Below are 25,169 nucleotides of genomic sequence, written 5' to 3'. Positions count from 1 at the left end.
CCCATGCCCGTCGAATTCATCGGAATGATCTCCACCCAGGACGTCTCGGAGACCCGCCCCGCCGCCGGCCCGGTCGTCGACCGCGACTACACCCGCCGTTTCGCCCAGGCGCACGAGGAGGCAGGCTTCGACCGGATCCTGGTCGCGCACTCCTCCGCCAGCCCCGACCCGCTCCAGGTCGCCGCGTTCGCCGCCGCGCACACCGAGCGGCTCGGCCTGCTGATCGCGCACCGCCCCGGCTTCATCGCGCCGACCCTGGCCGCCCGCACCCTGGCCACCCTCGACCAGCTCTCCGAGGGCCGGGTCGCCGTGCACATCATCACGGGCGGCCACGACGCCGAGCAGCGCCGGGACGGCGACTACCTGGCCAAGGACGAGCGCTACGCCCGCTCGGACGACTACCTCACCGTGGTCCGCCGGGCCTGGACCGCCGACGCGCCGTTCTCGCACGAGGGCCCGTACTACACGTTCGCCGACTTCCAGTCCGAGGTCCGTCCCGTCGACCGGATCCCGGTCTTCTTCGGCGGCTCCTCGGAGGCCGCCTACCGGGTCGGCGGCAAGCACGCCGACACCTTCGCGCTGTGGGGCGAGCCGCTGGCCGAGACCGCCCAGCAGATCGCCTCCGTCCGGGCCGCCGCCGAGGCCGCGGGCCGGACCGACGTGCCCGGCATCAGCGTCTCGTTCCGCCCGATCCTGGGCCGCACCGAGGCCGAGGCGTGGGAACGGGCGCACCGCATCCTGGAGACCATCAGGAGCCGGGGCGACGCGTTCGGCGGTCGCCGCCAGATCCTCCCGGTCGGCCCCGGCGCCACCCCGCAGAACGTCGGCTCCCAGCGCCTGCTGGCCGCCGCCGCCAAGAGCGACCGGCACGACCGCGCGCTGTGGACCGCCCCCGCCGCCGCCACCGGCGCGGCCGGCAACTCCACCGCGCTGGTCGGCACCCCGGAGACCGTCGCCCAGGCCCTGCTGGACTACGTCGACCTCGGGGTCACCACCCTGCTGATCCGCGGCTACGACCCGCTGGACGACGCGGTCGACTACGGCCGCGAGCTGCTGCCGCTGGTCCGCCAGGAGGTCGCCCGCCGCGACGCCGCCGCTGCCGCCCGTACCGCCGAGACCGTGGGAGCCGGCCGATGACCACCACCGTGCCCGACACCACCGTGCCCGACACCGCGCTGACGTGGAACCCGGTCCCGGAGATCACCCCGCGCGGCACCGTGCTGCTCCTGCCCGGCCGGGGCGAACACCCCGGCGTCTACGCCAGGTTCGGCCGCCGACTGGCCTTCGACGGGTACGTGGTCCGGGCGTTGGCGGGCCCCGAGGGGCTGGCAGCGCTGGTGGCCGAGGCCCGGGAGCTGAACGCCCCCGTGGTGCTGGCGGGCTCCGACACCGGGGCGCTGGCCGCCCTGGCGGAGGCCGAACTCGCCGGCCCCGACGCCCTGTTGCTGGTCGGCGTCCCGGGCGAGGCGGGCGACTGGACCGACGAGCTGGCGGTCCGCACCGCGTGCCCGACGCACCGTGGACAGCTCGCCGAGGACCCGGCCTTCCGGGCCGGCGACCTGGCCCGGGCCGTCCCCGCCGACCTGGCCGCCGCCGCCGCGGCGGCCACCCCGACCGTGCCGGTGCTGCTGCTGCACGGCGCCGCCGACCCGGTCGCCCCGGCCGACGGCGCCCGGGCGCTGGCCGCCCGGCTGCCCGGTGCCGAACTGGTGCTGGTCACCGACGGGTTGCACGACGTGCTGAACGACGCCCCGCACCGCACCGTGGCCGCGCGGATCGTCCAGTGGCTGGAGCGCCTGCGGCTCGGCACCGGCCTGCCGCCGCTGCTCACCGAGGTACCCGCCGCCCAGGAAGGAACCCGACCGTGACCGCCGTCGACGACCGCCCCACCACCGCGCCGCCCGCCGAACTGCTGCGCCGCACCCTGCGCCGGCACGCCGGCGGGGTCGCCGTGATCACCGTCCCGGGCCCGGTCGGCTTCACCGCGACCTCGTTCACCTCGGTCAGCCTGGAGCCCGCGCTGGTCTCCTTCTACGTCTCCGCCACCGCCTCCTCGGCCCCGGCGGTACGGGCCGCCGAGGCGTTCGCCGTGCACCTGCTGGCCCGGGACCAGGAGGAGCTGGCGAGCCGGTTCGCCCGCAGCGGGGTGGACCGGTTCGCCGGGACGGACTGGCGGCCGGGGGAGCTCGGCGTCCCGCTGCTGGCGGGCGTGGCCGGGTGGCTGACGGCCCGTCCGGTGCTGGTGCAGCCGGTCGGCGACCACCTGCTGGTGGTCGGCGAGGTGGTCGCGGCGGAGGCCGGGGAGGGCGATCCGCTGGTGTACCACGACGGCGGCTTCGGCGGTTTCCTGGCGGCCGGGGCGGGCCGGGGATGACGCTCACCGCGCACTGGTTCCTGCCCACCACCGGCGACAGCCGGCAGATCGTCGGCGGAGGGCACGGTTCGACCCCGGGCTCGGCGGGCGGTGACCGGCCGCCGACGGTCGGGTACCTCGGTCAGATCGCCCGCGCGGCCGAGCAGTTGGGCTTCGCCGGGGCGCTCACCCCGACCGGTGCGTGGTGCGAGGACGCCTGGCTCACCACCGCGATGCTGACCCAGGTCACCGAGCGGCTGAAGTTCCTGGTGGCCTTCCGGCCCGGCCTGCTCAGCCCGACCCTGGCCGCCCAGATGGCCGCCTCCTACCAGAACCAGTCGCAGGGGCGGCTGCTGCTGAACGTGGTCACCGGAGGGGAGTCCGCGGAACAGCGCGCCTTCGGCGACTTCCTCGACAAGGAGGGCCGGTACGCCAGGACGGACGAGTTCCTGGAGATCACCGGCCGGCTCTGGCGGGGCGAGCGGGTCGACCACGAGGGTGCCCACCTGCGGGTCGAGGGCGCCGAGTTGACCCGGCTGCCGGAGCCGGTGCCGGAGGTGTACTTCGGCGGCTCCTCGCCCGCCGCCGAACGCGTCGCGGCCCGGCACGCGGACGTCTACCTGACCTGGGGCGAGCCGCCGCCGCAGGTCGCCGAGAAGATCGCCGGGATCCGGACGGCGGCCGCCGCGTACGGGCGCAGCCCCCGGTTCGGCATCCGGCTGCACACCATCAGCCGGGACACCGCCGCGCAGGCCTGGGCCGAGGCCGACCGGTTGCTGGCGGGGATGGACCCGGAGCGGATCCGCCGGACCCAGGAGGCGCTGGCCCGCAGCGAGTCCGACGGCCAGCGACGGATGCGCGAACTGCACGGCGGCGAGACCGGGCGGCTGGAGGTCTACCCCAACCTGTGGGCGGGGGTCGGCCTGGTCCGCGGCGGCGCCGGGACCGCGCTGGTGGGCAGTCACCGGGAGGTGGCCGACCGGATCGCCGAGTACCACGCGCTCGGCATCGACGAGTTCGTCCTCTCCGGCGCCCCGCACCTGGAGGAGGCGTACGCCGTCGGCGAGGGCGTGCTGCCGCTGCTGGCGGCCCGGGGACTCTGGCGGCCGCCCGAGGCCGCCTGACGGCCGGTCGGCGGGCCCGCCGCCTCGGTGTCCTACCTCCGTGGGGACATGAGTCGGACGGCTGCGGGTAGGCGCGCCCCATGCCGGCCCGCGCCAACGGAGGAGTCCGCTCATGCAAGAGGTCATCACCCACGGTCTCCCGGCCGCACTGGTCGCCCCCGAGCCGCCCGAGGTCGAAGCCTGCCTGGAGTACCGGGCCGACGACCCCTACGCGGTGAGCATGGTCTTCGGGGCGGAGTGCGCGCTCGGGAGCAGCGCCGTGGCCTGGGTCTTCGCCCGGCAGCTGCTGACCGACGGGATCGCGGCCTCGGCGGGGCTGGGGGACGTCCGGGTCCGCCCGTACGACCCGGAGCAGACGGTGATCGAGCTCCGGGTGGACGGCGGCTGCGCCGTGCTCCTGGTCCGGACCGAGGACATCCGCTCGTTCCTGACCGCGACGTACCGGGCGGTTCCGCCGGGATCGGAGTGGCGGCGGATCGCGTGGGACGAGGTGCTGGCCAGGCTGACCGGGGGTCAGTTCTGAGTTCGGGTACGACCCGGTGCTCCCGGCCGACCCGGCGGCAGACTCTGGACAGTCGACAATAAAAGGGTCATAAGGGGACATAGGGTACCACTTTCGAGGGATTCCGCATGGCGGCCATGAAGCGGGGTAGGCGGCCATGAACAAGGTGTCCGGACGACGGAAGGTGTGTCATGGCAGTGCCCAGTGAGGTTTCGCTGACCCCCATGTGTACGACGGTGACCGGCACGACCCGGCTGCCCGAGCTCGCCGGTCTTCCGGTGATCGAGGACCCGTCGGCCGTCGCGCCGCGCGACGCCAAGGAGCTGGCGCGGACGCTGCTGGCCCGGCTGGCGGACCTGGAGGAGGGTACGGCGGCGTACTCGTACGTGCGCGGGACGCTGGTCGAGCTGAACCTGTCGCTGGTGCGGTACGCGGCGCAGCGGTTCCGCAGCGGATCCGAGCCGATGGACGACATCATGCAGGTCGGGACGGTGGGCCTGATCAAGGCCATCGACCGGTTCGACCCGGAGCGCGGCCTGGAGTTCTCGACCTTCGCACTGCCCACGATCATCGGGGAGATCAAGCGTCACTTCCGGGACACCACCTGGGCGGTGCACGTGCCCCGGCGGATGCAGGAGCTCCGGCTGTCGCTGGTGAAGGCGCAGGAGGAGCTCGAACAGCGGCTGGACCGGTCGGCGACGGTGGCCGAGCTGGCGGAGCGGATGGAGGTGAGCCCGGAGGACGTGGTGGAGAGCATGACCGCCACCAACGCCCACACCGCCGGCTCGCTGGAGATGCGCCTGGCGGACGACTCGCCGGACAGCACGCTCGCCGCGCGGCTGGGCTACGAGGACACCCGGATCAGCCGGGTCGACGACCTCGAGTCGCTCAAGCCGCTGATCGCCGCCCTGCCGGAGCGCGACCGGCTGGTGCTCTCGCTGCGTTTCGTCGGCGAGCTGACGCAGTCCGAGATCGGTGAGCGGCTCGGTGTCTCGCAGATGCACGTCTCGCGCCTGCTCAGCCGCACCCTGGCCAGGCTGCGCGCGGAGCTCACCCACGAGGACTGACACCGCCCGACACCTGCGGTCCGCGTCTCCCCGGTCGACCCGACCGGGGAGACGCGGCGGTCCGGGCACCGGCCGCCCGGGTCGGTCAGGTCGACCGCTGACCCGAGCGGCCGGGTCGGTCAGGTCGTTCGCTGACCCGAGGTCAGCCGCTCGGCCCGGACCTCGAGCCAGACCGCCTTCCCGTCCGCCAGCAGGTCCACGCCCCAACGGTCCGCGAGCCGACCGACGATGTGCAGCCCGTGCCCGCCCGGGGTGCCCGGCTGGTACGCCCGGGGGCGGGGCATGGCCGGGTCGCCGTCGGCCACCTCGACCCGCAGGGTCTCGGCGGTGCCGTGCAGCAGGATGTGGTGCGCGCCGCCGGCGTGCATCACCGCGTTCGCCAGCAGCTCGCTGACCAGCAGCAGCACGTCGTCCGCCGGAGTGTCCTCCTGGCCGTCGCCGCCGGTGACGGCGTACCAGTCGAGGAGTGCCTGCCGCCCGAAGTCGCGTCCGGCCGCCACCTGTCGGCGCATGCCCTTGAGTACCAGACGTCTGCGCTGGCCCGCGGCCGGCAGCTGGGGCCGGATGGGTGTGCTGATGGGCGGCGGTGCCCCGTCAGTGGTCATCGGGTCAGTCCAAGGTCTCATCGAGGGTGGTGGGCGGGGCCCCGGCGCCGGTGGGGAGGACGGTGAAGACCTCGCCCGCTCCGGTGATCGCCAGCAGCCGTTCGACCTGGGCGGAGAGCGTTCCGAGCCGCAGGTCGACGCCCGCCTCCTGGGCCGCCTGCCGGGTCTTGATCAGCAGGTTCAGCCCGGAGGAGTCACAGAAGGTCAGTTCCTCCAGGTCCACCAGGAGCCGTGCGGGCCGGGCTTCGAGATGCTGTGCGAAGACCACCTTGGCGGCGGACAGCGAATCGAGGTCCAGCTCGCCGCTCAGCCGGCAGACGATCGACCCGTCCGGTTCGGTCCGGGACGTCAGGGTGAGGGCACCGGCCTGCGGGCCGGTTCTGTCGGTACTCAATGCGGTCAAGCCTTCCGGGTCCGTGCGGTGCACAACAGCTGTGGGGGAGCAGTGCTTCCCGCCACGACCTTAGGCTGGCGGCCCGCCGGGTGGTAGCCCGCAGTCGCGGTACCCACCCGGCGCACCGGGCGCACCAGCCCCCTACCTTCGGGACCCGACGTCCGGGACCTGACCTCCGGTCAGGCGAACGGGCCGCGGTAGAACGGGCCGTAGTAGGCGCCGTAGGTCTCCCGGTAGCCCAGGTCGACCTCGTGCTGGTACGGGTCGAACTCGGGGCCGTTCTTGATCTCGTCCTTGCTGCGGTCGACGTGGACCACCTGTTCGGCCTCGTCGACGCGGAGGACGGTGCCGGCCGGGAGCAGGACGTGCTTGCCGAAGATCCAGGGGCCGGTGTCGACCACGAGATAGGCGGAGTCGGTCTCGTCCGAGTGCTTGTCGACCTTGCCGATCCGGCCGTCGGTGGCCTCGACGTGGTAGCCGATCAGGTCGTGACCGGAGACGTGGCCGGAGGTGGAGCGGAACTTCCAGATCTCGACGCCGCTCATGCGGGCTTCCTCTCCTCGTGCGCCGTTGCGGGCCTGTCCCGCCGGGCGCGTCCTGCACCTTCGGCTGCCCCCGTCCCAGGACTTCATGCAACCCGCTCCGGTGGTGGTCGCGGAACCCGGGGGTTTGGCCGGCCGGGACGGGGTGAGACGGAAGACCGGAACGCGCGTGCGGCGCCCGGCCGCGCCGCCGACCCGGTGGGGCCGGGGAACGACCGGACTCCGCCGGACTCCACCCGGAGGAGGGAACCGATGACCGACATCTCGCGCCTGCCCGGCGCCCTCGACCAGCACTGGGACTGGCAGCAGCGGGCCGCCTGCCGCCGCCAGGACGCCGCCCTGTTCTTCCACCCGGCGGGGGAGCGCGGCCAGGCCCACGACGACCGGGACGAGGCGGCGAAGCGGGTCTGCGTCGGCTGCCCGGTCCGTTCCGCGTGCCTCGCCTACGCGCTGGCGGTCCGCGAGCCGTACGGCGTGTGGGGCGGGCTCACCGAGGACGAACGTGCGGCGCTCCTGCGCCGGAACCGGCGCAGCGGCCGGGTTGCCTGACGTGCCGTCGCTCTCGCTCTCTGCCCAGCGGTCACCTCTTGCCTAGCGGTCACCGCCGCCGGAGTTGACGGTGGCGGCATTCCGCACCACGGCGGCGATGCCCTGGCGGACCCCGGTCAGCTCCGCGAGGTTGCCCGCGATGGCCTCGGCCTCGTACGCGGACTCGACGGTGAACCAGGTGCCGATGACGTTGGTCCGCTGCCGGCAGCGCGCGTCGGCGGTCGCGACCGCGACCTCCTCGGGTGAGGCCGGGCCGGTGCCGGTCTTCCACCGCGGGTCCTTCATCGCGTCGTCGGGCGTCGGGTAGCCGTGGCCCTCGGCCCGCATGCAGTCCGACCAGGCCCGGAAGACGGCGGTGAGCCGGTCGTCGGTCATGGACCGCCGGTAGTTGTCGAAGTTGATGCCGACGGCCAGTTGGGAGTCCAGCATGCTGCCGCCCTGGGCGGTCAGCCGCGCGTCGGCCTCGCCGAGGCAGCCGCCCGGGGGGATCGGCGTCCCGTGGTAGCTCGTGCTCGGCTTGGCGCCGCCCGGGAGGCTGCCCGCCAGCACGCCGACCACCTCGGGGGAGAGCTGCGGCGGTGCGGGCCGTGGCGCCGGCGGCTCGGCCGGGCGGTAGCCGTTCGCGGGCGCGGCCACGTCGTACCGGTGGGTGGCCTGACCGCGCGAGGAGGCCGCGGGCGGTGCCTCGGGGGTGTAGGCCAGGCCGAACCGCCGCATGCACTGCGCGGTCAACGTGCCTCTGGCGGTGTCCACCTGGTGCCGCTGCTCCGAGCTGAACAGGTACGCCTCGACCGGCATGGACTTGTCGGCCGTGCTGTCGGCCACCGGGATCTCGTGGATCGCGGGACGGGGCAGCGGGGGCAGTGTGGCGGACGGGGCGGCTCCGGGTGCGGTGGCGGTCCCGGGCGCGGATGGGTGTGCCGAGCAGCCGGCCGTGAGCAGGCCCGCCGCCGCGAGCAGTGCGGCGGCCAACAGGCGTGGGGTGGAACGAAGGTGAGTCATGCCCAGGACATCCTCGGGTGATCGGGACAGGACGTGGAGTCGGGACGTGCGAGTGGCCGGCCACGCGAATTCTCGTGGCCGGCCACTGGATTCGGCAGTCCGGGACGGTGCGATTCCCGGCCGGTGTATTCCTTACAGGAAACGCTGCGAGGCGTTGTTGTTGTAGAGCGTCCCGTTCAGGTTGGTCGCGGTGTAACCCGGGATGTCCTGGTAGGGGCCCTGCTGGTAGGAGTTGACGTAGATCCGGACGGTGCGCGGGTTCATGTTGTAGACGCTGGCGGTGTTGTTCTTCACCAGCTGGCCGGAGCCGTCGCAGTTGCCGTTGGCGCAGCCGGAGAAGTACCAGGCGGAGAAGTAGGTGTCGTTGCCGCCGTCGCCGTTGAAGGCGCCGCTGAAGTTGGAGTGGTAGTACAGGCAGGCGTCCACGCCCCAGACGCACCCGCCGGGGCTCGCCGAGGCCGGGGTGACGCCTGCGGCGATCACGCCGAGGGCGGCGACGGACACTGCGGCGGCGGCGATCTTCGTTCGGATACTCACAGGAATTCCCTCTCGTCGTCGGCGAGTTTCTCGCCTTCGGGTCCACTGGGTGACGAATCGTCACCGAATATCTCGTGGGGTCGCATTCAGGATTTCAGTGGAGAATGCGTCTCCGCGAGCCGGTATTTCCGGCCGGCCGTGCTTGCCGGTCACAAGAGGAATTCTGTGTCAGTGCTGGAGGATGGGCAACGCTGTTTGGTTAAGGCGCGACCGGCCCTGCTGCTCCGGAAACGTCCGGGGGAAATGGGTCGGTCCGGTCCGGTCCGAGCGGCGGATCGCGTAGTGCACGAGCAGCCGTCCGCAGACCTCCTGCTGGATCCCGTCGGAGGTGCGACTGGTCAGTGGGCCCTTCTCCCGTCCCGCGCCCAGCAGCGCCTCGCGCAGCGCGCCGCCACCTGCCTCGGTACGGGCGAGGACGCCGAGCAGCTCGGCGGCGGGTGCCCGCTGTGCGTCCAACAGGTTGGTGAACACCCCGGGGGCGAGCACCCGGGCCCGCCGTCCGCCCAGTCTGGTGAGGAACGAGCCGTCGGGGCAGAGGCGTTCGGGCGTGGGGCGTGGTCGCTGCCCGAGCGCCAGCTGCCAGAGCAGCCCGGCCCCGGCGCCGGTGATCGCGTCCCAGTGGTCGAGGTCGAACGGCCGCCCGGGGACGGTCAGCAGGGTGCCCGGGCCGAGCGAACGGAGCAGGGCGGTGTCCGTCCGGCGCTCGCCGACGGTCGCGTCGATGACCGTCCGGGTGCTGCTCTCGACCACCGCGAGGGCGTGCAACCGGGGGGCCGGCGAGGCCCGTTCGGGCAGGTCGACGGTGTGCTGTTCGAGGTGCATCAGCCGTAGGCCACGCCAGTGCGCGCCCGGGGTGCCGAGCCGTGCGATCGGTCGGGAGACCGACCGCTGCAGGGTGAACAGCGGTTCCGGGCCGAGGCGTTCACGGGCCTGGAAGATGCCGGCCCGGCTCGGCAGCGTCTCCTCGGCCCACAGCTCGGCCGCCCGCAGGTCGGTGGTCAGCCGGTCCATGACCTCCTGGTAGGGCGCCGGTGAGAAGAGGTCCATGGCGAGCACGAAGTAGACCATGGTCCGGGCGGAGAGCAGCCGGCGGCGCTTCTCGGTACGGCCGCAGGCGGCCACCGCGCTGTCCACGAGGGCGGGCGGATAGACGCTCAGCAGCAGTGGGAACCCGGCTTTGGCGGCAGACTCTGACAAATCAACTCCTCGGGGGGACAAGGGTGCTCACGGGCGGATGGCGGCGGATACGGGCGGATCAGCCGACCTGGAGGCGCCAGCCGGAGAGCCAGTGGGTGCGCCGGAGCGCGCGGTGGCACACCGCATGGGCGGCCCGGTCGGCCGCGAGCCGGTCCTCGGCCAGCAGGAAGAACGCGAGGTCGATCCGGCCGGGTGAGCAGCGGGCGCGGAGGTGCTCGACCCGGTCGGCCGCCTCACTGTGGGAGTCGATCAGCTCGGCGAGCAGGTCCGGGTCCAGCAACGCGCGGGTGGGGCCGGTCAGATGAAGGGTGATCAGATGCATGGCGCTCTCGGTAGGGAGGGCTCGGCGGCCATGGGTGGTGCCCCGGTGCGGTGATGCAGCGGGCGGGTCAGGGGGCCGGCGTCACGATGCCGCCCCAGCCGTAGCCGTCCGCGAGCGAGACGGTGGTGTCAGCGGTGGGCCGGGCCGCATCGGCGTGCGCGGCGCCGACGCCGAGCAGGGCCAGGACGGTGAGGACGACAGCGGCGATCTTCTTCATGGCAGGCTCCGGCAGCAGAGATGGAGGTGGGGTGGAAGCGGGCGCTCCCTCGGGGGACTTGGTGCTCCCCGGGTGCTCCGTCGTTGGTGCCAACCCTGGCCGACCGGGCCGCTCCTGTCATCGGCCGCACTGCGGCACGAACATGACTGGCATCTTCGCGTCAGCCCGCCAGCCCCGTCACCGCCGAAGAGCAGACGGTGCTCAACGATCCACGACCGCCGCAGGAGGACGGCTGCCTAGCCGACCCACAGCCCCGGGCCGACGACGTGCAGGCCGACCTGTGCGGCGATCCAGTCGGCGCGGATGGCCTCGTGCGGTCCGACGTGGACGTAGAGGGTGTGGGCGTCGGCCGGGACCTCCCGGAACAGGTCGGCACTGTGGACGGCGATCTGTACGTCGGCGTGCTTCGCCCCCGGTGGCAGGTCGAGTTCCGGTACGGCGGGCCACCGTGTCCACCACCACTCCAGGGAGGCGGGTCCGGCTCCCACGGCGGACAGGAACGCTTCCTCGTAGCCGTCGGGAAGGGCGCCGAGCGGCTGCTCCTCCTGCGAGAACTCCAGCGGCAGCAGTCGCGCCAGACTGTCGGCGTCGCCGGGCAGGTCCTCGTCCGGGAGCCCGTGGAAGGGCGCACCGTCGGCCCCGACCCTGCCGCACTTCGCGCTGTACCAGGCCCCGGGGAAGGCCGCCCGCAGGGGCAGTAGCTCTTCGACGGTGGCCAGCTTCGCGTGGGCGAAGACCTCGGTCTCGCTCAGGTCGGCGATCCGCAGCACTCTGCGGGCCTCGGTCAGGGCCTCGGTCAGATCCGTGGTCCTCAGGATGGGATAAGCGGTCGCGTGACTCACACGCCGGACTCTGCCACAGACCGCTGCCGCCGGACCACGCGGTTCGGTGACCACCTGCAGTGCCGACGGTTGCCGTTCGGGTGGGCGAGGCCGGAGTCGGACCGGCACAGCCGAAGCGGGGGTGTTACAGACCCTTGGGCTCTCCAGTGCCCAGCTCGCCCTTGGCGGAGGACGTGGGGGTCGAACCCACACGGGTGCTCGCGCACCCCGACGGTCCTCCATGAACTGTGTTGTCCTGCGCGGAGAGTGCGCGGATCGAACGCGCGCGGGCTTTCACCCGACCACGGCTCAGCAAGCCGCTGCCTTACCACTCGGCCAACTCTCCAGAGCTGCCGGACGAGGATTCGAACCCCGAGTCTCCTGATCCAGAATCAGGCGTGCTGCCAGTTGCACCATCCGGCACTGCGGGGCGGCACGAGAAAGGCCGCCCGGACGGGAAGTCCCGTGGGCGGCCCGGCGTCGACGCCGTTCTACCGTCCGGTGGGAAGTCCCTGGCTCTGCTGGGAACTTGAGGAACGCTGATACGACCGGCTACTGCTCATGGCGTGCGTTCCTCTCTCCGGGTGGTGCGGGCTGAGGTGCCAACTCTGCGCCACGGCAGCTTGAGGGGGCAACCGATTAATCGGCGGCGCCTTCGAGGTGTTCCGTCAGGCCGGGTGGATGAGGCGGCTCTCGTAGGCGAAGATCACGGCCTGCACCCGGTCGCGGAGGTCGAGCTTGTGCAGGATGCGGCCCAGGTGGGACTTCACGGTCGCCTCCGCGAGGTGGAGGGTGGCCGCGATCTCGGCGTTGGACAGGCCGCAGCCCACCTGGACGAGCACCTCGCGCTCACGGACGCTGAGCCGGTTCAGCCGCTCGTCGCGGTCGCGGGTGGCGCTGCTGCCGTCGGGGAGGTGCGGGCGGAAGGACTCCAGCAGGCGGCGGGTGATCCGGGGGGAGACCACCGCGTCCCCGGCGGCCACGTTGCGGATCGCGGCGAGCAGTTCCTCGGGCCTGGTGTTCTTGAGGAGGAAGCCCGAGGCACCGGCGCCGAGTCCGGCGAAGGCGTATTCGTCCAGGTCGAAGGTGGTGAGGATCAGCACTCGGCTCCGCGGGGAGACCCGGACGACCTGCCGGGTCGCCTCGATCCCGTCGATCCCGGGCATCCGGACGTCCATCAGGACCACATCGGGGCGCAACTCCCTTGCGAGGTCAACGGCTTGGGCGCCGTCTGCGGCTTCGCCGACCGGCGCCAGGTCGGGCTGAGCCTCCAGGACCATGCCGAAGGCCATCCGGAGCAGCGCCTCGTCGTCGGCGATCAGGACGCGGATCGTCATACGGACGCCGGGCCGCTGCTGCCGAGGACGAGACGGGTGCGGACCCGCCAGCCGCCGCCCGGCAGCGGCCCGGCCTGCAACGTCCCCCCGTAGGCGGCCGAGCGCTCGCGCATGCCGGGGATGCCGTGACCGGAGGGTGCGGGGCCGGGACGCGGCGGGCGGGGGCCGGTGTCGGTGACGTCCACGGTGACCGTCTCGGTCGAGCACCGGATCCGGACCGTCGCCTCGGTGCCGGCGGGTGTGTGCTTGAGGGCGTTGGTCAGGGCCTCCTGGACCAGGCGGTAGACGGTGAGTTGTGCGGTGGCGGGGAGGTGGGTGTGGCCGCCCTCGACCTCGACGCGGGTCGGCAGCCCGGCGGCGCACATCTGACCGGCGAGGGTCTCCAGTTGGGCGATGCCGGGCAACGGGTGGCGTTCCGCGTCGGGTTCGTCGGTCCGCAGGATGCCCAGGGAGCGCCGCATGTCGGTCAGGGCCTGACGGCCCGTCTCGGAGATCCGGAGCATCGCGGTGGTGGCCTTGTCGGGCGACCGGTGCTGCGCGTAGACGGCGGCGTCGGTGAGCGCGACCATGACGGACAGGTTGTGGGTGACGACGTCGTGCATCTCGCGGGTGATCCGCGTCCGCTCCTCGGCGACGGCCAACCGCGCCTGCTGGTCCTGCTGCTGCTCCAGACGGGCGGCCCGTTCCTCCAGGGCCGCGAGGTAGGCGCGGGTGGTCCGCACGTTCACACCCAGTACGGCGGCGGCGACGACCAGCGCGGTCACCGCGACGAAGGGGGTCAGGAAGGCGCCCTCCGTCGTCCAGCGCAGGCAGGCCAGCAGCGCGCCGATCTCCACGACGGCACCCGCGATCAGCGTGCCGCGCCGGTCCGAGGTCGAGGCCACCGTGTAGAGGGCCACCAACAAGGCGAGGTCCGCCGGCAGTTGGATGTCCATCAGCCACTGGACGGCGGCTGCGGCCGCCACGGCGCCGAACACCGTGCGTGGGGCGCGGCGCCGCCACAGCAGCGGCAGCGCGAGGGCAGCGGTGAGGGCCACGGCCACCGGAAGATCCTGCGGTGCGCCGGTGGTCAGGATGTTGAGCAGGAGCAGCGCCGGCACCAGCGCGTCCCGCACCACGGGCGGCAGCCGGCGGGCCCGACGCCGAGCCGCTCTCGCCGCTCGTACGGGGGCCGGCCGCACCCGGTCCCGGTGGGCAGTGCCGGGGTCTGCGGTCATCACACGTCCCTGTCGATTCGGCAGCATGGTGCACCCGGCACGTACCGCGGCCCTGTCACGGTAGGCGGTCGGCACGTGGAGCACATGAGCCCACCGGCGGACGGAACCGCACCGGGGTACGACCGGAGGAGGAGACCCCGTACCCACCGTGGTCGCAAGGCGGTCGCCGATCCGGCGTGCTCGCCTGCCACTCCGGTCGCACCGGTGCCTGCCCCGGACTGCGACCCGGGAGCGATGCGGCAGTGGCGGCCCGGCGCCGACGATGGCCGGGTGACCGAGATCATCACGGGGCTGTACATGTCCCCCCTGGAAATCCTCTCCCTGCTGGGTGCCGTCGCGCTGGTGACGGCCCGCTGGCTTCCCTCCGTCCTCCGACCCCGCGTCACGATCGCGGCGGCGGCGGTTCTGGTGCCGTCCGCGATCGTGCTGAGCGTGGCGGGGATCCGCTGGCAGCTGCTGCCGGTCCTGGCAGGCGCTGCCCTGGTGTTGCCGTTCGCCCTCTCGCCCCTGCTGCGCCGCCGTGGCGGCCGGACGGCGTGGCGGGCCCGCTGGTGGCTGGCGCTGCCGGGATCGCTGGCCTGCGTCGGCCTGATCGCCACCGGCCCGGTGGGCGCCTGGGCCTTTCCGGTGCCCGAATTCCCCGAACCGTCCGGCGAGTTCGCGGTCGGTACCCGGGTGGTGCAGTGGACCGATCCGCTCCGTCCGGAGAGCTTCACCGCCGATCCGGACGATCGGCGCACGGTCGTGGTCCAGCTCTGGTACCCCGCGCAGAAGAGCCCCGCAGGCACGCAGCGGGCCCAGTACCTCGGGCGCACGGAGCAGGAGGCGCGGACCGTTTCCGCAGCCCTGGCCGGCGCGGTGGGCCTGCCGGGCTTCCTGGTCGACGGTGTTCCGCGGGCCCGCAGCCGGTCGGTCTTCGACGCCCCGGTGGCCGGTGCGGGCGAACGGTTCCCGATCGTGCTGTTCTCGCCCGGGTCGGGCGGCGTGCGGACCCAGAACACCGCCTGGGCGGAGGAGTTGGCCAGCCACGGCTATCTGGTCGCCGCCCTCGACCACCCGTACGACTCCGCCGCCGTCGTCCTCGACGACGGCCGTACGGTCAGCAGCGAGACCTCCTCCAGCGGGGACCGGGACAAGGACGAGGAGCTGGCGGTCGGCTGGACGGCTGTCCGGGCCGCCGACCTCGGCTTCGTCCGCACCCAGTTGGACCGGCTGGACCGGGGTGAGACCGGGGACCCGTTGGCCGGACGCCTGGACACCAGTCGGGTCGCGGTCACCGGGCACTCGATCGGTGGCGCCGCCGCTCTGCAGGCTGCCCGGCAGGACGGCCGGTTCGGCGCCGTCATCGATCTGGACGGCTACCCGCACGGCCCGACCTCCCCCGCCCTCGGCCGGCCGACGCTCGCGCTCACCCAGGCCGTCACCCCCGACACCGACCCGCGCTACCTACCCCGCCTCACCGAGGCCCTGGAGCTGAGCACCGCGACGAGTTACCGGCTCACCATCCCCGGCGCCGGGCACCTCACCTTCATGGACGGACCCCTCTACCTGCCGCCCGTGCCCTCGATCGTCGGCTCCCTGGGCCGCGCCGAGAGCCCGCACGTCGTCGCCGCCACCACGCTCGCCTTCCTGGACGCCACCCTGCGGGACAGGCCCGGTGACCTGGCCGGCGCTCTGTCGGCCTACGGCGAGCTCAGCGTCCACCACCCGGGCGGCGGTCGCTGATCCGGTGTGCCCGGGCAGCTGACGGAACGACAAGTTCCGCTGGCTGGAGCGAAGTTCGTGGTCCCACCCCCGCTCCGGTGTGGCTATTGATCCGGGTGACGGGATCGCTGACACTGTGTGCCAGGTAACAATCGCGGGGGGCGATCGTGCTCGAAACATTGGGCTTGAACAGTCAGGCTGAGGCGGTTTACCGCGCCATGCTGGCGTGTCCCGACCACGGCGTGGCCGACCTGGTCGAGGGGACGGGTCTGCCGATCGTGGCGGTACGGGCGGCACTGAACGAGTTGGCGGACCTGGCTCTGCTGAAGCCTTCGGCGGACTCCGACGGCCGGCTGCGGCCGGTCAGTCCGGACGTGGGGCTCGCCACCCTGCTCGCTGCGGCCGAGGCCGACGCGGCGGCCAAGCAGGCCCAGCTGGTGGCCACCAGGGCGGCGATCGCGATGATCTCGGCCGAGCACGACCGGCGTTGGGACGGTGACGGGGACGCCACCCGCCGGCTGATCGGGCTGGACGCGGTCCGGGGCAGACTGGAGGAACTCCAGCACCGCACTGAGTCGGAGTGCCTCTCGCTGAACCCCGGCGGCGCCCACCGGCCCGACGCACGGGCCGCCGCCGGACCGCTCAACCAGCAGGCGCTGGAGCGCGGGGTGGCGATCCGGGCGATCTGCCGGGACAGCGTCCGCAACGACGCCGACGCGTACAGCTACGCCCGCTGGCTGACCGGGCTGGGCGGCCAGATGCGGACCGTACCCACCGTGCCGATGCCGCTGGTCATCATCGACCGCAGGCTCGCCATCCTGCCGCTCGACCCGAGCGACCCGCGCGAGGGCGCGTTGGAGGTGGACAGCCCCGGGATGATCACCGCAGTCTGCGCGCTCTTCGACCAACTCTGGTCCGTAGCATCGTCGTTCGGCGAGGTCGCCCCGACCGACCGGAACGGCTGCACCCCGCTGGAACAGGCCCTGCTGGAGATCATCAGTGCCGGCCACACCGACGACGTCGCGGCCCGGAAGCTCGGGCTCTCGCTCCGCACCGTCCGCCGGATGATGGCCGGCCTGATGGCCCGTCTGAACGCCTCCAGCCGCTTCCAGGCCGGGCTGAACGCCTCGAAGCTCGGGTGGATCTGACACCCGGGGAGCCGCGGTGGAGCGGCCGGCCGCTCCACCGCCGCAGAATCGTCAGTTCAGGGCCACCACCGGGACGGGATTGCTGCCGCTCCAGGTGCCGTTGAAGCCGAAGGCGACCGAACCACCGGCGGTGACGCCGCCGTTCCAGGCCGCGTTGGCGCAGGTGACCCGGGTGCCGGTCTGGGTACAGGTGGCGTTCCAGCTCTGGGAGAGCTGCTGGCCGGCGGTGAAGTCCCAGCCCACGCGCCAGCTGCCGAGCGAGGAGCCGGGCGGGCAGCTCACCGTGACGCCGCCCGTGAAGCCGGTGTTCCACTGGTTGGGCACCGTGTAGGCGGCCGTGCAACCCGGTGCCGGTGAGCTGCTTGCCGACGGCGAAGGAGTCGAGGTGTGAGTACCGGCGCCGAGGGCGACCGCGACCGCGTGGTGGGCGGGCTTGGGTTGGTAGCCGGCGTCGTACAGGGTGGCCGCGCCGTAGCCGGGGAAGACGCTCGGCACCCAGGAGTCGGCGTCGGAGATGTCCCAGGCGGTGACACCCCGGCAGCGGCTGACCGCGAGGCAGGACTTCACCACCGTGCCGTAGTCGGCGGCCTGTTGGGACAGCTTGGCCTCGGTGGCCGGGGTCTGCAGCCGGACGTCGAGCTCGGTGACGGCGACGTCGACGCCCAGATCGGCGAACCGTTGGAGGTTGGCCTGCAGCGTGGCCGGGACCTGACCGAGGACGAAGTGCGCCTGGAAGCCCACCCCGTGGATCGGCGCCCCCTGCGCCTTGAGCGAGCGCACCAGCGCGTACAGCGCGTCGCTCTTCGCGCCGAGCCCCTCCACGTTGTAGTCGTTGAGGTACAACTCGGCTGCCGGGTCGGCCTGGTGGGCCCAGGTCAGGGCGTCGGCCACGAAACCGGTGCCGAGGGTGTCGGTCCACAGCGAGGAGCGGTAGCTGCCGTCCTCGTCGAAGAGCTCGTTGAGCACGTCCCAGGCGCGGACCCGCCCCTGGTAGCGGCCGACCTCGGTGGCGATGTGCTGCTGCAGGATGCCGCGCAACTCGGCTGCGCCGAAGCCGCCGTTGGCCAGCCAGCCCGGGTTCTGGCTGTGCCAGACCAGGGTGTGCCCGCGCACCTGCTGGCCGTGCGCCTGGGCGAAGGCGACGATCTGGTCGGCCTCGGCCCAGTTGTAGCTGCCTCTGGTGGGCTCCACCGAACCCCACTTCATGGCGTTCTCGGGGGTGAGCGAGCCGAACTGCGCACCGGCGAGGGCGGCGTACGCGGCGTTGCCGCCGAGTGCGCCGCCGGCCACCGCGTTGCCGAGGTAGATGCCCTTGGCGGCGGCGAGTTCGCGCAGCGGTGGGTCGGCGGCCCGGGCGGTGGAGGGCAGCAACGCGGCGCCGAGCAGGGTCGCGGCGCAGACGGTGAAGGCCAGCACGGCCCGGCGGAACCGGGTGGGCCGGTGGGTGGACGGTCCGAGCGGGTGGGGCATGGCTTCGTCCTTTCCTCAGGGGGACGGGCGCGGGCTCAGGCGCAGACCGACCCGTTCACGGTGAACCGGGCGGGGGCCGGGTTGCTGCCGGAGAAGGTGGCCTGGAAGCCGAACTGGGCGGTGGCGCCCGGTGCGACGGAGCCGTTCCAGCCGACGTCCTTGGCGCTGACCGCCGCTCCGCTCTGTACGACGGTGGCGTTCCAGGCGTTGCCGATCCGCTGGTCGCCCGGGAAGGACCAGGCCAGCGACCAGCCCTGGAGAGGGGCGGTGCCGGTGTTCTTGAGGGTCACCGTGGCGGTGAAGCCGCCCGACCACGCGCTGTCGACCCGGTAGGCGACCGAGCAGGCTGCCGAGGCGGGGGTGTCGTCGTCGGCCTCGGTCGCGGTGAGGGTGGCGCCGGTGACCCCGGGGCCGGTGAGGGCGAAGGCCGCGGTGCCGTTGGTGCTGTCGGTGTCCTGGGCGGCGGTGAGCGTCACGGCCTGCTCGGTGGACCAGTTGGCGGGGGTGAACACCAGCGTGCTCCCGCTGCCCGCCGTGAGGTCCTGGTCACCGGAGCTGCGGGACACCGTGACCGTGACGTTCTGGGCCGGGGCCGCCGAGAGCCTGACCCGGGCGAGCGCGCTGCCGCCCTCCGGTACGGCAACCGCCGTGGGAGCCACCAGGACCTGCGGGGTGACCGGAGGGTTCGTCCGGTCGGCGGCGAAGGCGGCGAGCCAGGCCAGCGGGGCGTTCCAGTTGACCGCCACCTCGTTGGTGGAGTACGAGCCGATGTCGTCGACGTAGCACTTGGCGGGCTTGCAGCCGGTCAGCCGCTCGACCGCCACCGGGTCCTGGAGGCCGGCGTTGGGGCCACCGGCGAAGGAGCCGGCCGGCGGGTGCGGCAGCGAGGGGTCGCTCTGGTGCGCCCAGAACCGGTGGTGCTGGTTCTCCGAGGCCAGCTCGCCGTAGCCGGTGACGTACGACCGGTTCAGCGCGTTGCGGCCGAGCAGGTAGTCCAGCGACTCCAACGCTCCCGCCCGGTACCGCTGTTGGCGGGTCAGCTCGTAGGCGACGCCGAGCACCATCGCGTTGTTGGCGACCGCGCTGTTCGAGCCCCAGTTGTAGCCGTCGGCGGCCAGCGGCACGCCGTAGCCCTGACCGGCGATGGTGGCGAGGTGGCCGTCGGCGGCCGTGACGAGCGAGGCGCGGAGCCGGGCCAGGTCGTCGGCGGGCAGCCCGACCCCGGGCACGGTGGCGAGCGTGATCCGGCCCAGCGTCGCGGTGCCGCCCCACCAGGGGGTGTCGACGGGGGCGTTGTGGAAGGACGAGCCGGTGACCGCGTCGCGGTACTGGCTCTCGCCGGTGGTCGCGAACAGCTCGGCGGCCGCCCAGTAGAACTCGTCGCCCACCTCGGCGTCTTCGTACCCGCCGCCACCGGTGGTGTCGGTGGCCGAGGCGAACAGGGCCGGGTTCGCCTTGGCCGCCGTCCAGGCCCGCCGGGCGGCGTCCAGGCAGCGGGCGGCGAAGGCCGCGTCGTACGGGGCGTAGACCCGGGCGCACTGTGCGGCTGAGGCCGCCAGGTTGAGGGTCGCGGCGGTGGACGGGCGGTGCAGTTCACGCTGCTGGGCGTCCTGGTCGGGGCGGGTCGGCAGCGCGGTCCAGGCGGAGTCGTGCACCTTGTGGAAGGCCATGCCCGCCAGCGGTTTGTCGGCCGGGACCTGCATCCGCAGCAGGAAGTCCAGCTCCCAGCGCGCCTCGTCGAGCACGTCCGGTACGGAGTTGCCGCGCTCGGGCACCGGCAGGGTCGAGTCGCCGAGGGCTGCCTCGGTGCCCGCCCGCTTGGCCCGCTCGAAGGAGTTGACCAGCTGCCAGGCCGCGATGCCGCCGTTCACCACGTACTTGCCCTGGTCGCCCGCGTCGTACCAGCCGCCGCGGACGTCCCTGGTGTAGTCGCAGACCCCGGCCTGGCAGGGCACGTTGACGTCGCCCAGGTTGGGGGCGACACCCAGGTGCCCGGCCGGGCGGCCGTAGCCGGCGCCGGCCAGTGCGGCGTCGATGGCGATCCCGCTGCGCTGCTGGTAGAAGAACGAGAGGCTGTCCGAGCGCAGGCCGTCGTAGAGCGACGCGGAGATGTCGAAGGGGTAGCTGCTCTGCCCGTCCACGACGAGGGTGAGGCCCGTTCCCGTGCCGCCGTAGGCGGAGAAGTTCAGCAGGTGGGTGGCGTCACCGGAGGCCGCGTCGGCTCCCCGGACGACGGTGCTGCCGGAGGCCAGCACGGCCCCGGCCGCACTGCGCAGCTGCCAGCCGAGCGGGGCCGTGGCGGAGCTGACCACGGTGGCGCGCTTGGGGCCGTCCGGAAGGTAACCCACCTGGTTGACCCGGACGGTCGAGCCGGCGGCGGCCACCGCCGGGGTGGCGGTGCCGGGGGAGCCGACGAACGCCCCGGTCAGCAGGGCGGCGGCGAGCAGCACGGCGGCCGATCGGCGCCGTGGGGAGCTGGGTGCGGAGGTGAGGACGGAAGGCACGGGTGGGGCCTTTCGGCTGGGCGCGCCGGAGACGCGCGGCGGTGGGAGGCGGTGGTGGGGCGGGAGTTGCCCCACCACCGGGGGTGCGGAGGGTCAGGCAGCCGTGCAGGTGAGCGTCGGGGCCGCGTTGCCGCCCGTCCAGGTCCCCTGCAGGCCGAAGGTGGTGGAACCACCGGGCGCCAGTGTGCCGTTGTACGCCAGGCTGGTCGCAGTGACCGCGCCCGCCGTCTGCTGGGCGGTGGCGTTCCAGGCGCCGGTGAGCTGCTGGCCGTTCGGCCAGGTCCACTGCACCGACCAGGACTTGGTGGCGGCGGTGGCCGTCACCGTGACGGTGGCGGTGAATCCCGGGTTCCACTGGTTGTCCGGGTGCCACCCCGCGCTGCAGCCCGCGCCGGCGTCGGTGCCCGAGGTGGTGGCGGTCACGGCGGCGGAGGCCGCCGAGACGTTGCCGGCCGCGTCCCTGGCCCGCACCGTGTAGGCATAGCCCGTGGCGGCGGTCAGCCCGGTGTCGGTGTAGGAGGTGCCGGTGGCGGTCCCGGCCAGGGTTGCGCCCCGGTAGACGTCGTACCCGCTGACGCCGACGTTGTCGGTGGCGGCGGCCCAGAAGAGCGAGACGCTGCTCGCGGTGCTGCCGGTGACGGTGAGCCCGGTGGGAGTGGAGGGTGCCTGCACGTCGCCGCCGCCGGGTGTACCGGGTGCGCCGAAGCCGGGCGCCTTGACGTCCGCCAGGTAGGCGTCCTTGGTGGTGTTGACGGTGGTCCAGTCGTCGTTCAGGATCCCGCCGGTGTCACCGGAGTTGGGATTCCAGGACCAGAACGTCCAGCCGATGCTGTCCGCCCCGTACCGGGCCGTCGGCCGCAGGTACTGCACCAGTGCCTTGAGCCACTGCTGGTCGACGGTGGACTGCAGGGTGGTGCCGAACTCGCCGACCCAGACCGGCGCGATGTTCTGCTGGAACAGGTAGCCCCAGTTGCGGTCCCAGACGCCGGGCAGGTTGGCCGGGTAGGAGGGGTCGGTGAACCAGCTCTGCTGCGCCACGCTGGTCGCGTAGTCGTGCACGGAGTACACCAGCCGGTCGGCCACGTTCAGCCGGACGGGGTACTGGGCGGCGCCCTGGAGGTTGCCGCCCCACCAGTACGAACTGCCGTTGAAGGTCTGGTTGCCCTCGACGAAGACCAGCAGCCGGGGGTTGGCGGCGAGCACCGCGTTGCCGGCCCGCTCGGCGGCCAGCCGCCAGTCGAGGGCGGGGTCGCCGCAGCCCCAACAGGCCGGGTCGTGCGGCTCGTTGTGCAGGTCGATGCCGATCACTGCGGGCTTGCCGGCGTACCGGGCGGCGAGACTGCCGAGGTGGCTGATCCAGCTGGACTCGGGCACGGCGGCGGTGTACCAGAGCGCCGACTGCCCGGTGGAGTCCGGACGGTGACGGTCCAGGATCACCTTGAGGCCGGTCGCGCCGGCCTGGTCGACGATCTTGTCCATCACCTGGAGTGAGTTCAGACCTTGAAGATCCGCGTTCATCCCGCCCGAGGTGTTCAGGCTGACCGGTGAGGTGCCCTTGAAGAGATCGTCGCTGTAGGGCAGCCGGATGGTGTTGTAGCCGAGCGACTTGATCTGGTCGATCATGCTCTTGTAGTCCCGGGACCAGAGCCCGTGCGGGACGTAGTTGGCGGTCTCGAAGCCGAACCAGTTGAGGCCGGCGATCCGGACCGGGCGGTTGGCCTCGTCCAGCAGTTGGCGGCCGCTGGTGTGCCAGTAGCCGGAGCCCGGTTCGGTGGCCGCGGCGCTGGTGGCGGGCCGGGTGGCCTGGGCCGGCTGGGTCGCGTGGGTGGTGGTGGCGGGGGCGATGAGTGCGGTCGACGCGAGGGCGATGGTCAGCAGCGCATCGCGCAGGCGGCGTACGGGGTGGAGCACGTCGCTGGTCCTCTCTGGTCGGTCCGGCGGGATCGGCCGTCCGATGGGAGCGCTCCCACTTGACCGGAGAGCTGGACGCCGTGCGGTTCTGCCGGGGTGGGGGACGGGGCCCGTAGGGTGGGGGCGGGCGTGCCGAGTGCGGCGGGTCCAGTGAATCCATGGAGTGTCAGGGCGTCAAGGGGCCGTTCAGTATTCGGCAGTTGAACGCGGAACGGTACCGGCGGGCGGGAGTGCAGGGTGGACGGGCGGCAGGACGGCGCGGGCTGGGTGGTGCGCACCGGTGAACGGCCCGGCACCGCAGGGCGGTTGACCGAGGATCACATCGTGGTGCTGCCGGACGCGGTGGTCGTCCTGGACGGCGTCTCCACGGTGACCGGGGACGAGCCGCTGGGCGGCTGGTACGCCCGTACGCTCGGCGAGCGGCTCGCCGACGGGCTCGGTGGCGGCGCGGCCGCCGACCTGCGGGCGGTGCTGTCGGAGGCGATCCGGGCGGTGGCCGCCGAGCACCGGCTGCTGCCGGGCCGGAGCCCGGCCGCGACCGTGGCGGTGCTGCGCCGCACCGGCGACCGGCTGGACGCGCTGGTGCTCGGCGACAGTCCCGTGGTGGCGTTCGGCCGGGACGGCACGGTGCACGAGCTGCGGGACGACCGGCTGGCCGACCTGGTCGCGCCCCGGCCGCAGCTCGCCGAGTACCGGGACCGACTGGCCGCCGGGTCCGGGTACGACCAGCGGCACCGCGAACTGATGCGGGAGCTGCGGGAGTTCCAGTACACCGTGATCAACCGCGAGGGCGGTTACTGGATCGCCGAAGCCGAACCGGAGGCCGGCCTGCGGGCCCGGACCGCGTCCTGGCCGCTCGCCGAGCTCACCGACGTGGTGCTGGCCACCGACGGGGTCAGCTCCCTGGTGGACGACTACCGGCTCGCCGACTGGTGCACCCTGGTGGAGGACTGCCGCCGGTCGGGCCCGCAGTGGCTGGTGGACGCGGTCCACGAGGCGGAGGCGGGGGACCAGGGCGCGGTGAAGTGGCCACGCGGCAAGGTCCACGACGACAAGGCCCTGGCCCACATCACCCTCGACGCCCCGCCCGGGCAGCGAGTGGTACATGGGCGAGTTGGACGGTGACGGCTCGGTGGTCTGCTGGGCCTCCTACGGACCCGACCTGGCCGAGGCGATCCGCGGTCTCTGAACTGCTCGACGAGGACGACCGGCCGAGGCGGCCGACGCGTGGACCGCCCCCGTTGTCCGGGGCGGCCCACGGTGCGGCGGGGCTACGCTGCCCGGTCGGTCACTTCTCGGCCGGGAGTTGGTAGACGTTGTCCGGGGTGACGATCTTGGTGATCGCGTTGGCGACGAGGGTGCTCGGCTCGGAACCGTCGTGGGCGACGTCGGTGTTCAGCAGGATCACCATGGTGGCGTCCTGCTCGGGCAGGTACATCGTCACGCTCTGGTAGCCGGGGAGCGAACCGTTGTGGCCGACCCAGCCGTGGGTGCGGAACAGGCCGAGGCCGTACCCGGCGCCGTCGAAGTTCGGGACCGGGACGAACTTCTCCCGCTGCGCCTGGGTGGCGGGGGAGAGCAGGGTGCCGGTGGCGACCACCTTGGCCCAGCGGTGCAGGTCGTGCAGGTCGGAGATCATCGCGCCGGCGGCCCAACCCCAGCTCGGGTTCCAGTCGGTGGCGTCGGTGAGCTCGCCGGAGAGCGTCTGCCGGGTGTACCCGTGCGGGTGCGGCTCGGGGAACTCGGCGCCCTCCGGGAGGAAGGTGTGGTGCAGGCCGGCCGGGCCGGTCACCCGCTCCCGGATGACCTCGGCGAGCGGCATCCCGGTCAGCTTCTCCACCACCAGGCCGAGCAGCACGGTGTTGGTGTTGGAGTACTGGAAGGCCGAGCCCGGCGCGAAGACGTTGTCGTGGCGGAAGGCGTAGGCCAGCAGCTCCGGCGGGGTGAACGGGCGGGTGGGGTCGCTGAGCAGGTCGTGGGCGAAGTCCTCGTCGGCGGTGTAGGAGAACAGGCCGCTGCGCATCTCGGCCATCTGACGGATCGTGATGTGGTCGCCGTCGGGGACGCCGTCCAGGTACTTGGAGATCGGGTCGTCCAGCCCGATCAGACAGTCGTCGACCAGCTCCAGCAGGGCGGAGATGGTGAAGGTCTTGGTCTCGCTGCCGATCCGCGAGTTGAGGTCGGGCGTCATCGGTTGGCCGGTCGCGGTGTCGGCGACCCCGGTCGACCGTACGTAGCTGCCCCGGCCGGGGAACCACAGGCCGACGGTCACGCCGGGGACGTCGGCTTCCTGGCGGACCCGGGCGATCGCCTCGTCGAGCTGGGCGACCAGGGCGGGGTCGAGCTCCTGGTGCGGAGCCCCGGCCGGGTGGGCGGCCCGGACGACGGCGGCCGTCGGCGGGAGGGCCTGGGCGGCCGGTGAGGTCAGGGCGAGCGGGGTCAGGGTGGCCAGGGCGAGCAGGGCGGTGGTGAGCCGACGGGGGGAAACACGGCGCATGGGCGGGGCCTCTTCCGGTGGGGGACCTTGCCAGGCAACGTCACCACCTGCTCCCGGCGGCTGGCCGGGAGCGCTCGTCGACCGCCCGGCGAGTCCACCCGTACGGACCCCGACCGCCTGCGCCCGTCGCACCGAGCGGCCCGGCCCCG

25 protein-coding genes and 3 tRNA genes are annotated in these 25,169 nt (G+C 73.1%); 10 read left to right on the top strand and 18 right to left on the bottom strand.

The genetic code is table 11. The annotated features are described in order from the left end of the window. Window positions 1-3 precede the first annotated feature (3 nt). The 6 genes from OHV05_RS01900 to OHV05_RS01875 all read left to right on the top strand — a co-directional run bounded on the left by OHV05_RS01900 (window position 4) and on the right by OHV05_RS01875 (window position 5,046). Complete coding sequence (locus OHV05_RS01900; protein WP_405015986.1) at window positions 4-1,137, top strand: LLM class flavin-dependent oxidoreductase; 1,134 nt, start codon at window positions 4-6, stop codon at window positions 1,135-1,137. After that, window positions 1,134-1,868 carry an alpha/beta hydrolase gene (locus OHV05_RS01895; protein ID WP_405015985.1) on the top strand — a complete coding sequence of 245 codons (735 nt, stop codon included), beginning with the start codon at window positions 1,134-1,136 and terminating at the stop codon, window positions 1,866-1,868. Before OHV05_RS01900 ends, OHV05_RS01895 begins: the two co-directional genes overlap by 4 nt. After that, window positions 1,865-2,374: a flavin reductase family protein gene (locus OHV05_RS01890; RefSeq protein WP_405015984.1), complete on the top strand. Its 510-nt coding sequence runs from the start codon at window positions 1,865-1,867 to the stop codon at window positions 2,372-2,374. Before OHV05_RS01895 ends, OHV05_RS01890 begins: the two co-directional genes overlap by 4 nt. Next, window positions 2,371-3,477 (top strand): LLM class flavin-dependent oxidoreductase, encoded by a 1,107-nt coding sequence (locus OHV05_RS01885; protein WP_405015983.1) that lies wholly within the window; start codon window positions 2,371-2,373, stop codon window positions 3,475-3,477. The genes OHV05_RS01890 and OHV05_RS01885 overlap by 4 nt, the downstream gene beginning before the upstream one ends. Before the next feature lie 112 nt (window positions 3,478-3,589). Beyond that, window positions 3,590-4,000 (top strand): SsgA family sporulation/cell division regulator, encoded by a 411-nt coding sequence (locus OHV05_RS01880; RefSeq protein WP_403038807.1) that lies wholly within the window; start codon window positions 3,590-3,592, stop codon window positions 3,998-4,000. A gap of 203 nt (window positions 4,001-4,203) precedes the next feature. After that, complete coding sequence (locus OHV05_RS01875) at window positions 4,204-5,046, top strand: SigB/SigF/SigG family RNA polymerase sigma factor (protein ID WP_405021373.1); 843 nt, start codon at window positions 4,204-4,206, stop codon at window positions 5,044-5,046. Window positions 5,047-5,165: 119 nt separating this feature from the next. Here the strand turns inward: OHV05_RS01875 and OHV05_RS01870 are convergent, their stop codons facing one another. The 3 genes from OHV05_RS01870 to OHV05_RS01860 all read right to left on the bottom strand — a co-directional run bounded on the left by OHV05_RS01870 (window position 5,166) and on the right by OHV05_RS01860 (window position 6,590). Then, entirely contained in the window at window positions 5,166-5,651 is a 486-nt protein-coding gene (locus OHV05_RS01870; RefSeq protein WP_405015982.1) for an ATP-binding protein, read from the bottom strand. Between the two features lie 4 nt (window positions 5,652-5,655). Next, window positions 5,656-6,045: an STAS domain-containing protein gene (locus OHV05_RS01865; RefSeq protein ID WP_405015981.1), complete on the bottom strand. Its 390-nt coding sequence runs from the start codon at window positions 6,043-6,045 to the stop codon at window positions 5,656-5,658. Window positions 6,046-6,224: 179 nt separating this feature from the next. Continuing rightward, window positions 6,225-6,590, bottom strand: coding sequence for a PRC-barrel domain-containing protein (locus OHV05_RS01860; RefSeq protein WP_405015980.1), 366 nt, complete (start codon window positions 6,588-6,590; stop codon window positions 6,225-6,227). A 249-nt stretch (window positions 6,591-6,839) separates the two neighbouring features. On the opposite strand from OHV05_RS01860, the gene OHV05_RS01855 reads away from it, so the two are divergent. Further along, complete coding sequence (locus OHV05_RS01855) at window positions 6,840-7,136, top strand: WhiB family transcriptional regulator (protein WP_405015979.1); 297 nt, start codon at window positions 6,840-6,842, stop codon at window positions 7,134-7,136. 42 nt (window positions 7,137-7,178) lie between these two features. On the opposite strand, the gene OHV05_RS01850 is transcribed toward OHV05_RS01855, so the two are convergent. The 11 genes from OHV05_RS01850 to OHV05_RS01800 form a co-directional block, all read right to left on the bottom strand. Further along, a complete protein-coding gene (locus OHV05_RS01850; protein WP_405015978.1) occupies window positions 7,179-8,138 on the bottom strand; it encodes a hypothetical protein in 960 nt (319 codons plus the stop codon). A gap of 132 nt (window positions 8,139-8,270) precedes the next feature. After that, window positions 8,271-8,675: a hypothetical protein gene (locus tag OHV05_RS01845; protein ID WP_405015977.1), complete on the bottom strand. Its 405-nt coding sequence runs from the start codon at window positions 8,673-8,675 to the stop codon at window positions 8,271-8,273. Window positions 8,676-8,843: 168 nt separating this feature from the next. Next, window positions 8,844-9,872 carry a transposase domain-containing protein gene (locus tag OHV05_RS01840; RefSeq protein ID WP_405015976.1) on the bottom strand — a complete coding sequence of 343 codons (1,029 nt, stop codon included), beginning with the start codon at window positions 9,870-9,872 and terminating at the stop codon, window positions 8,844-8,846. Between the two features lie 58 nt (window positions 9,873-9,930). After that, window positions 9,931-10,194 (bottom strand): hypothetical protein, encoded by a 264-nt coding sequence (locus OHV05_RS01835; RefSeq protein ID WP_405015975.1) that lies wholly within the window; start codon window positions 10,192-10,194, stop codon window positions 9,931-9,933. A 67-nt stretch (window positions 10,195-10,261) separates the two neighbouring features. Continuing rightward, on the bottom strand, window positions 10,262-10,411 hold the full coding sequence (locus tag OHV05_RS01830; protein WP_405015974.1) for a hypothetical protein: 150 nt from the start codon (window positions 10,409-10,411) through the stop codon (window positions 10,262-10,264). Between the two features lie 236 nt (window positions 10,412-10,647). Further along, window positions 10,648-11,253 carry a hypothetical protein gene (locus OHV05_RS01825; protein WP_405015973.1) on the bottom strand — a complete coding sequence of 202 codons (606 nt, stop codon included), beginning with the start codon at window positions 11,251-11,253 and terminating at the stop codon, window positions 10,648-10,650. Between the two features lie 81 nt (window positions 11,254-11,334). After that, window positions 11,335-11,414 (bottom strand) — tRNA-Tyr (locus tag OHV05_RS01820). Between the two features lie 79 nt (window positions 11,415-11,493). Continuing rightward, window positions 11,494-11,578: transfer RNA gene (locus OHV05_RS01815), tRNA-Ser, on the bottom strand. A 4-nt stretch (window positions 11,579-11,582) separates the two neighbouring features. Then, window positions 11,583-11,655, bottom strand: a tRNA-Gln gene (locus OHV05_RS01810). Window positions 11,656-11,900: 245 nt separating this feature from the next. After that, on the bottom strand, window positions 11,901-12,569 hold the full coding sequence (locus OHV05_RS01805) for a response regulator (protein WP_405015972.1): 669 nt from the start codon (window positions 12,567-12,569) through the stop codon (window positions 11,901-11,903). Then, window positions 12,566-13,786, bottom strand: coding sequence for a sensor histidine kinase (locus OHV05_RS01800; RefSeq protein WP_405015971.1), 1,221 nt, complete (start codon window positions 13,784-13,786; stop codon window positions 12,566-12,568). Before OHV05_RS01800 ends, OHV05_RS01805 begins: the two co-directional genes overlap by 4 nt. Before the next feature lie 234 nt (window positions 13,787-14,020). Between OHV05_RS01800 and OHV05_RS01795 the strand changes: the two genes are divergently transcribed. Both OHV05_RS01795 and OHV05_RS01790 read left to right on the top strand, forming a co-directional pair. Then, window positions 14,021-15,511, top strand: coding sequence for an alpha/beta hydrolase family protein (locus OHV05_RS01795; RefSeq protein ID WP_405021372.1), 1,491 nt, complete (start codon window positions 14,021-14,023; stop codon window positions 15,509-15,511). A 197-nt stretch (window positions 15,512-15,708) separates the two neighbouring features. Beyond that, complete coding sequence (locus OHV05_RS01790) at window positions 15,709-16,638, top strand: hypothetical protein (RefSeq protein ID WP_405015970.1); 930 nt, start codon at window positions 15,709-15,711, stop codon at window positions 16,636-16,638. Between the two features lie 51 nt (window positions 16,639-16,689). Here OHV05_RS01790 and OHV05_RS01785 read toward each other — a convergent pair whose 3' ends face one another. From OHV05_RS01785 to OHV05_RS01775, 3 genes are all read right to left on the bottom strand, one after another. Next, entirely contained in the window at window positions 16,690-18,108 is a 1,419-nt protein-coding gene (locus tag OHV05_RS01785) for an endo-1,4-beta-xylanase (RefSeq protein ID WP_405015969.1), read from the bottom strand. 35 nt (window positions 18,109-18,143) lie between these two features. Then, a complete protein-coding gene (locus OHV05_RS01780) occupies window positions 18,144-20,612 on the bottom strand; it encodes a glycoside hydrolase family 9 protein (protein ID WP_405015968.1) in 2,469 nt (822 codons plus the stop codon). Window positions 20,613-20,705: 93 nt separating this feature from the next. After that, on the bottom strand, window positions 20,706-22,523 hold the full coding sequence (locus OHV05_RS01775; RefSeq protein ID WP_405015967.1) for a cellulase family glycosylhydrolase: 1,818 nt from the start codon (window positions 22,521-22,523) through the stop codon (window positions 20,706-20,708). 237 nt (window positions 22,524-22,760) lie between these two features. Between OHV05_RS01775 and OHV05_RS01770 the strand changes: the two genes are divergently transcribed. Further along, entirely contained in the window at window positions 22,761-23,648 is an 888-nt protein-coding gene (locus OHV05_RS01770; protein ID WP_405015966.1) for a protein phosphatase 2C domain-containing protein, read from the top strand. A gap of 163 nt (window positions 23,649-23,811) precedes the next feature. On the opposite strand, the gene OHV05_RS01765 is transcribed toward OHV05_RS01770, so the two are convergent. Continuing rightward, window positions 23,812-25,020: a serine hydrolase domain-containing protein gene (locus OHV05_RS01765; protein WP_405015965.1), complete on the bottom strand. Its 1,209-nt coding sequence runs from the start codon at window positions 25,018-25,020 to the stop codon at window positions 23,812-23,814. Window positions 25,021-25,169 lie beyond the last annotated feature (149 nt).

Origin of the sequence: Kitasatospora sp. NBC_00070 (assembly GCF_045041205.1) — a bacterium.
Lineage (GTDB): Bacteria > Actinomycetota > Actinomycetes > Streptomycetales > Streptomycetaceae > Kitasatospora.
This window is presented reverse-complemented; position numbering and strand designations above follow the sequence as displayed.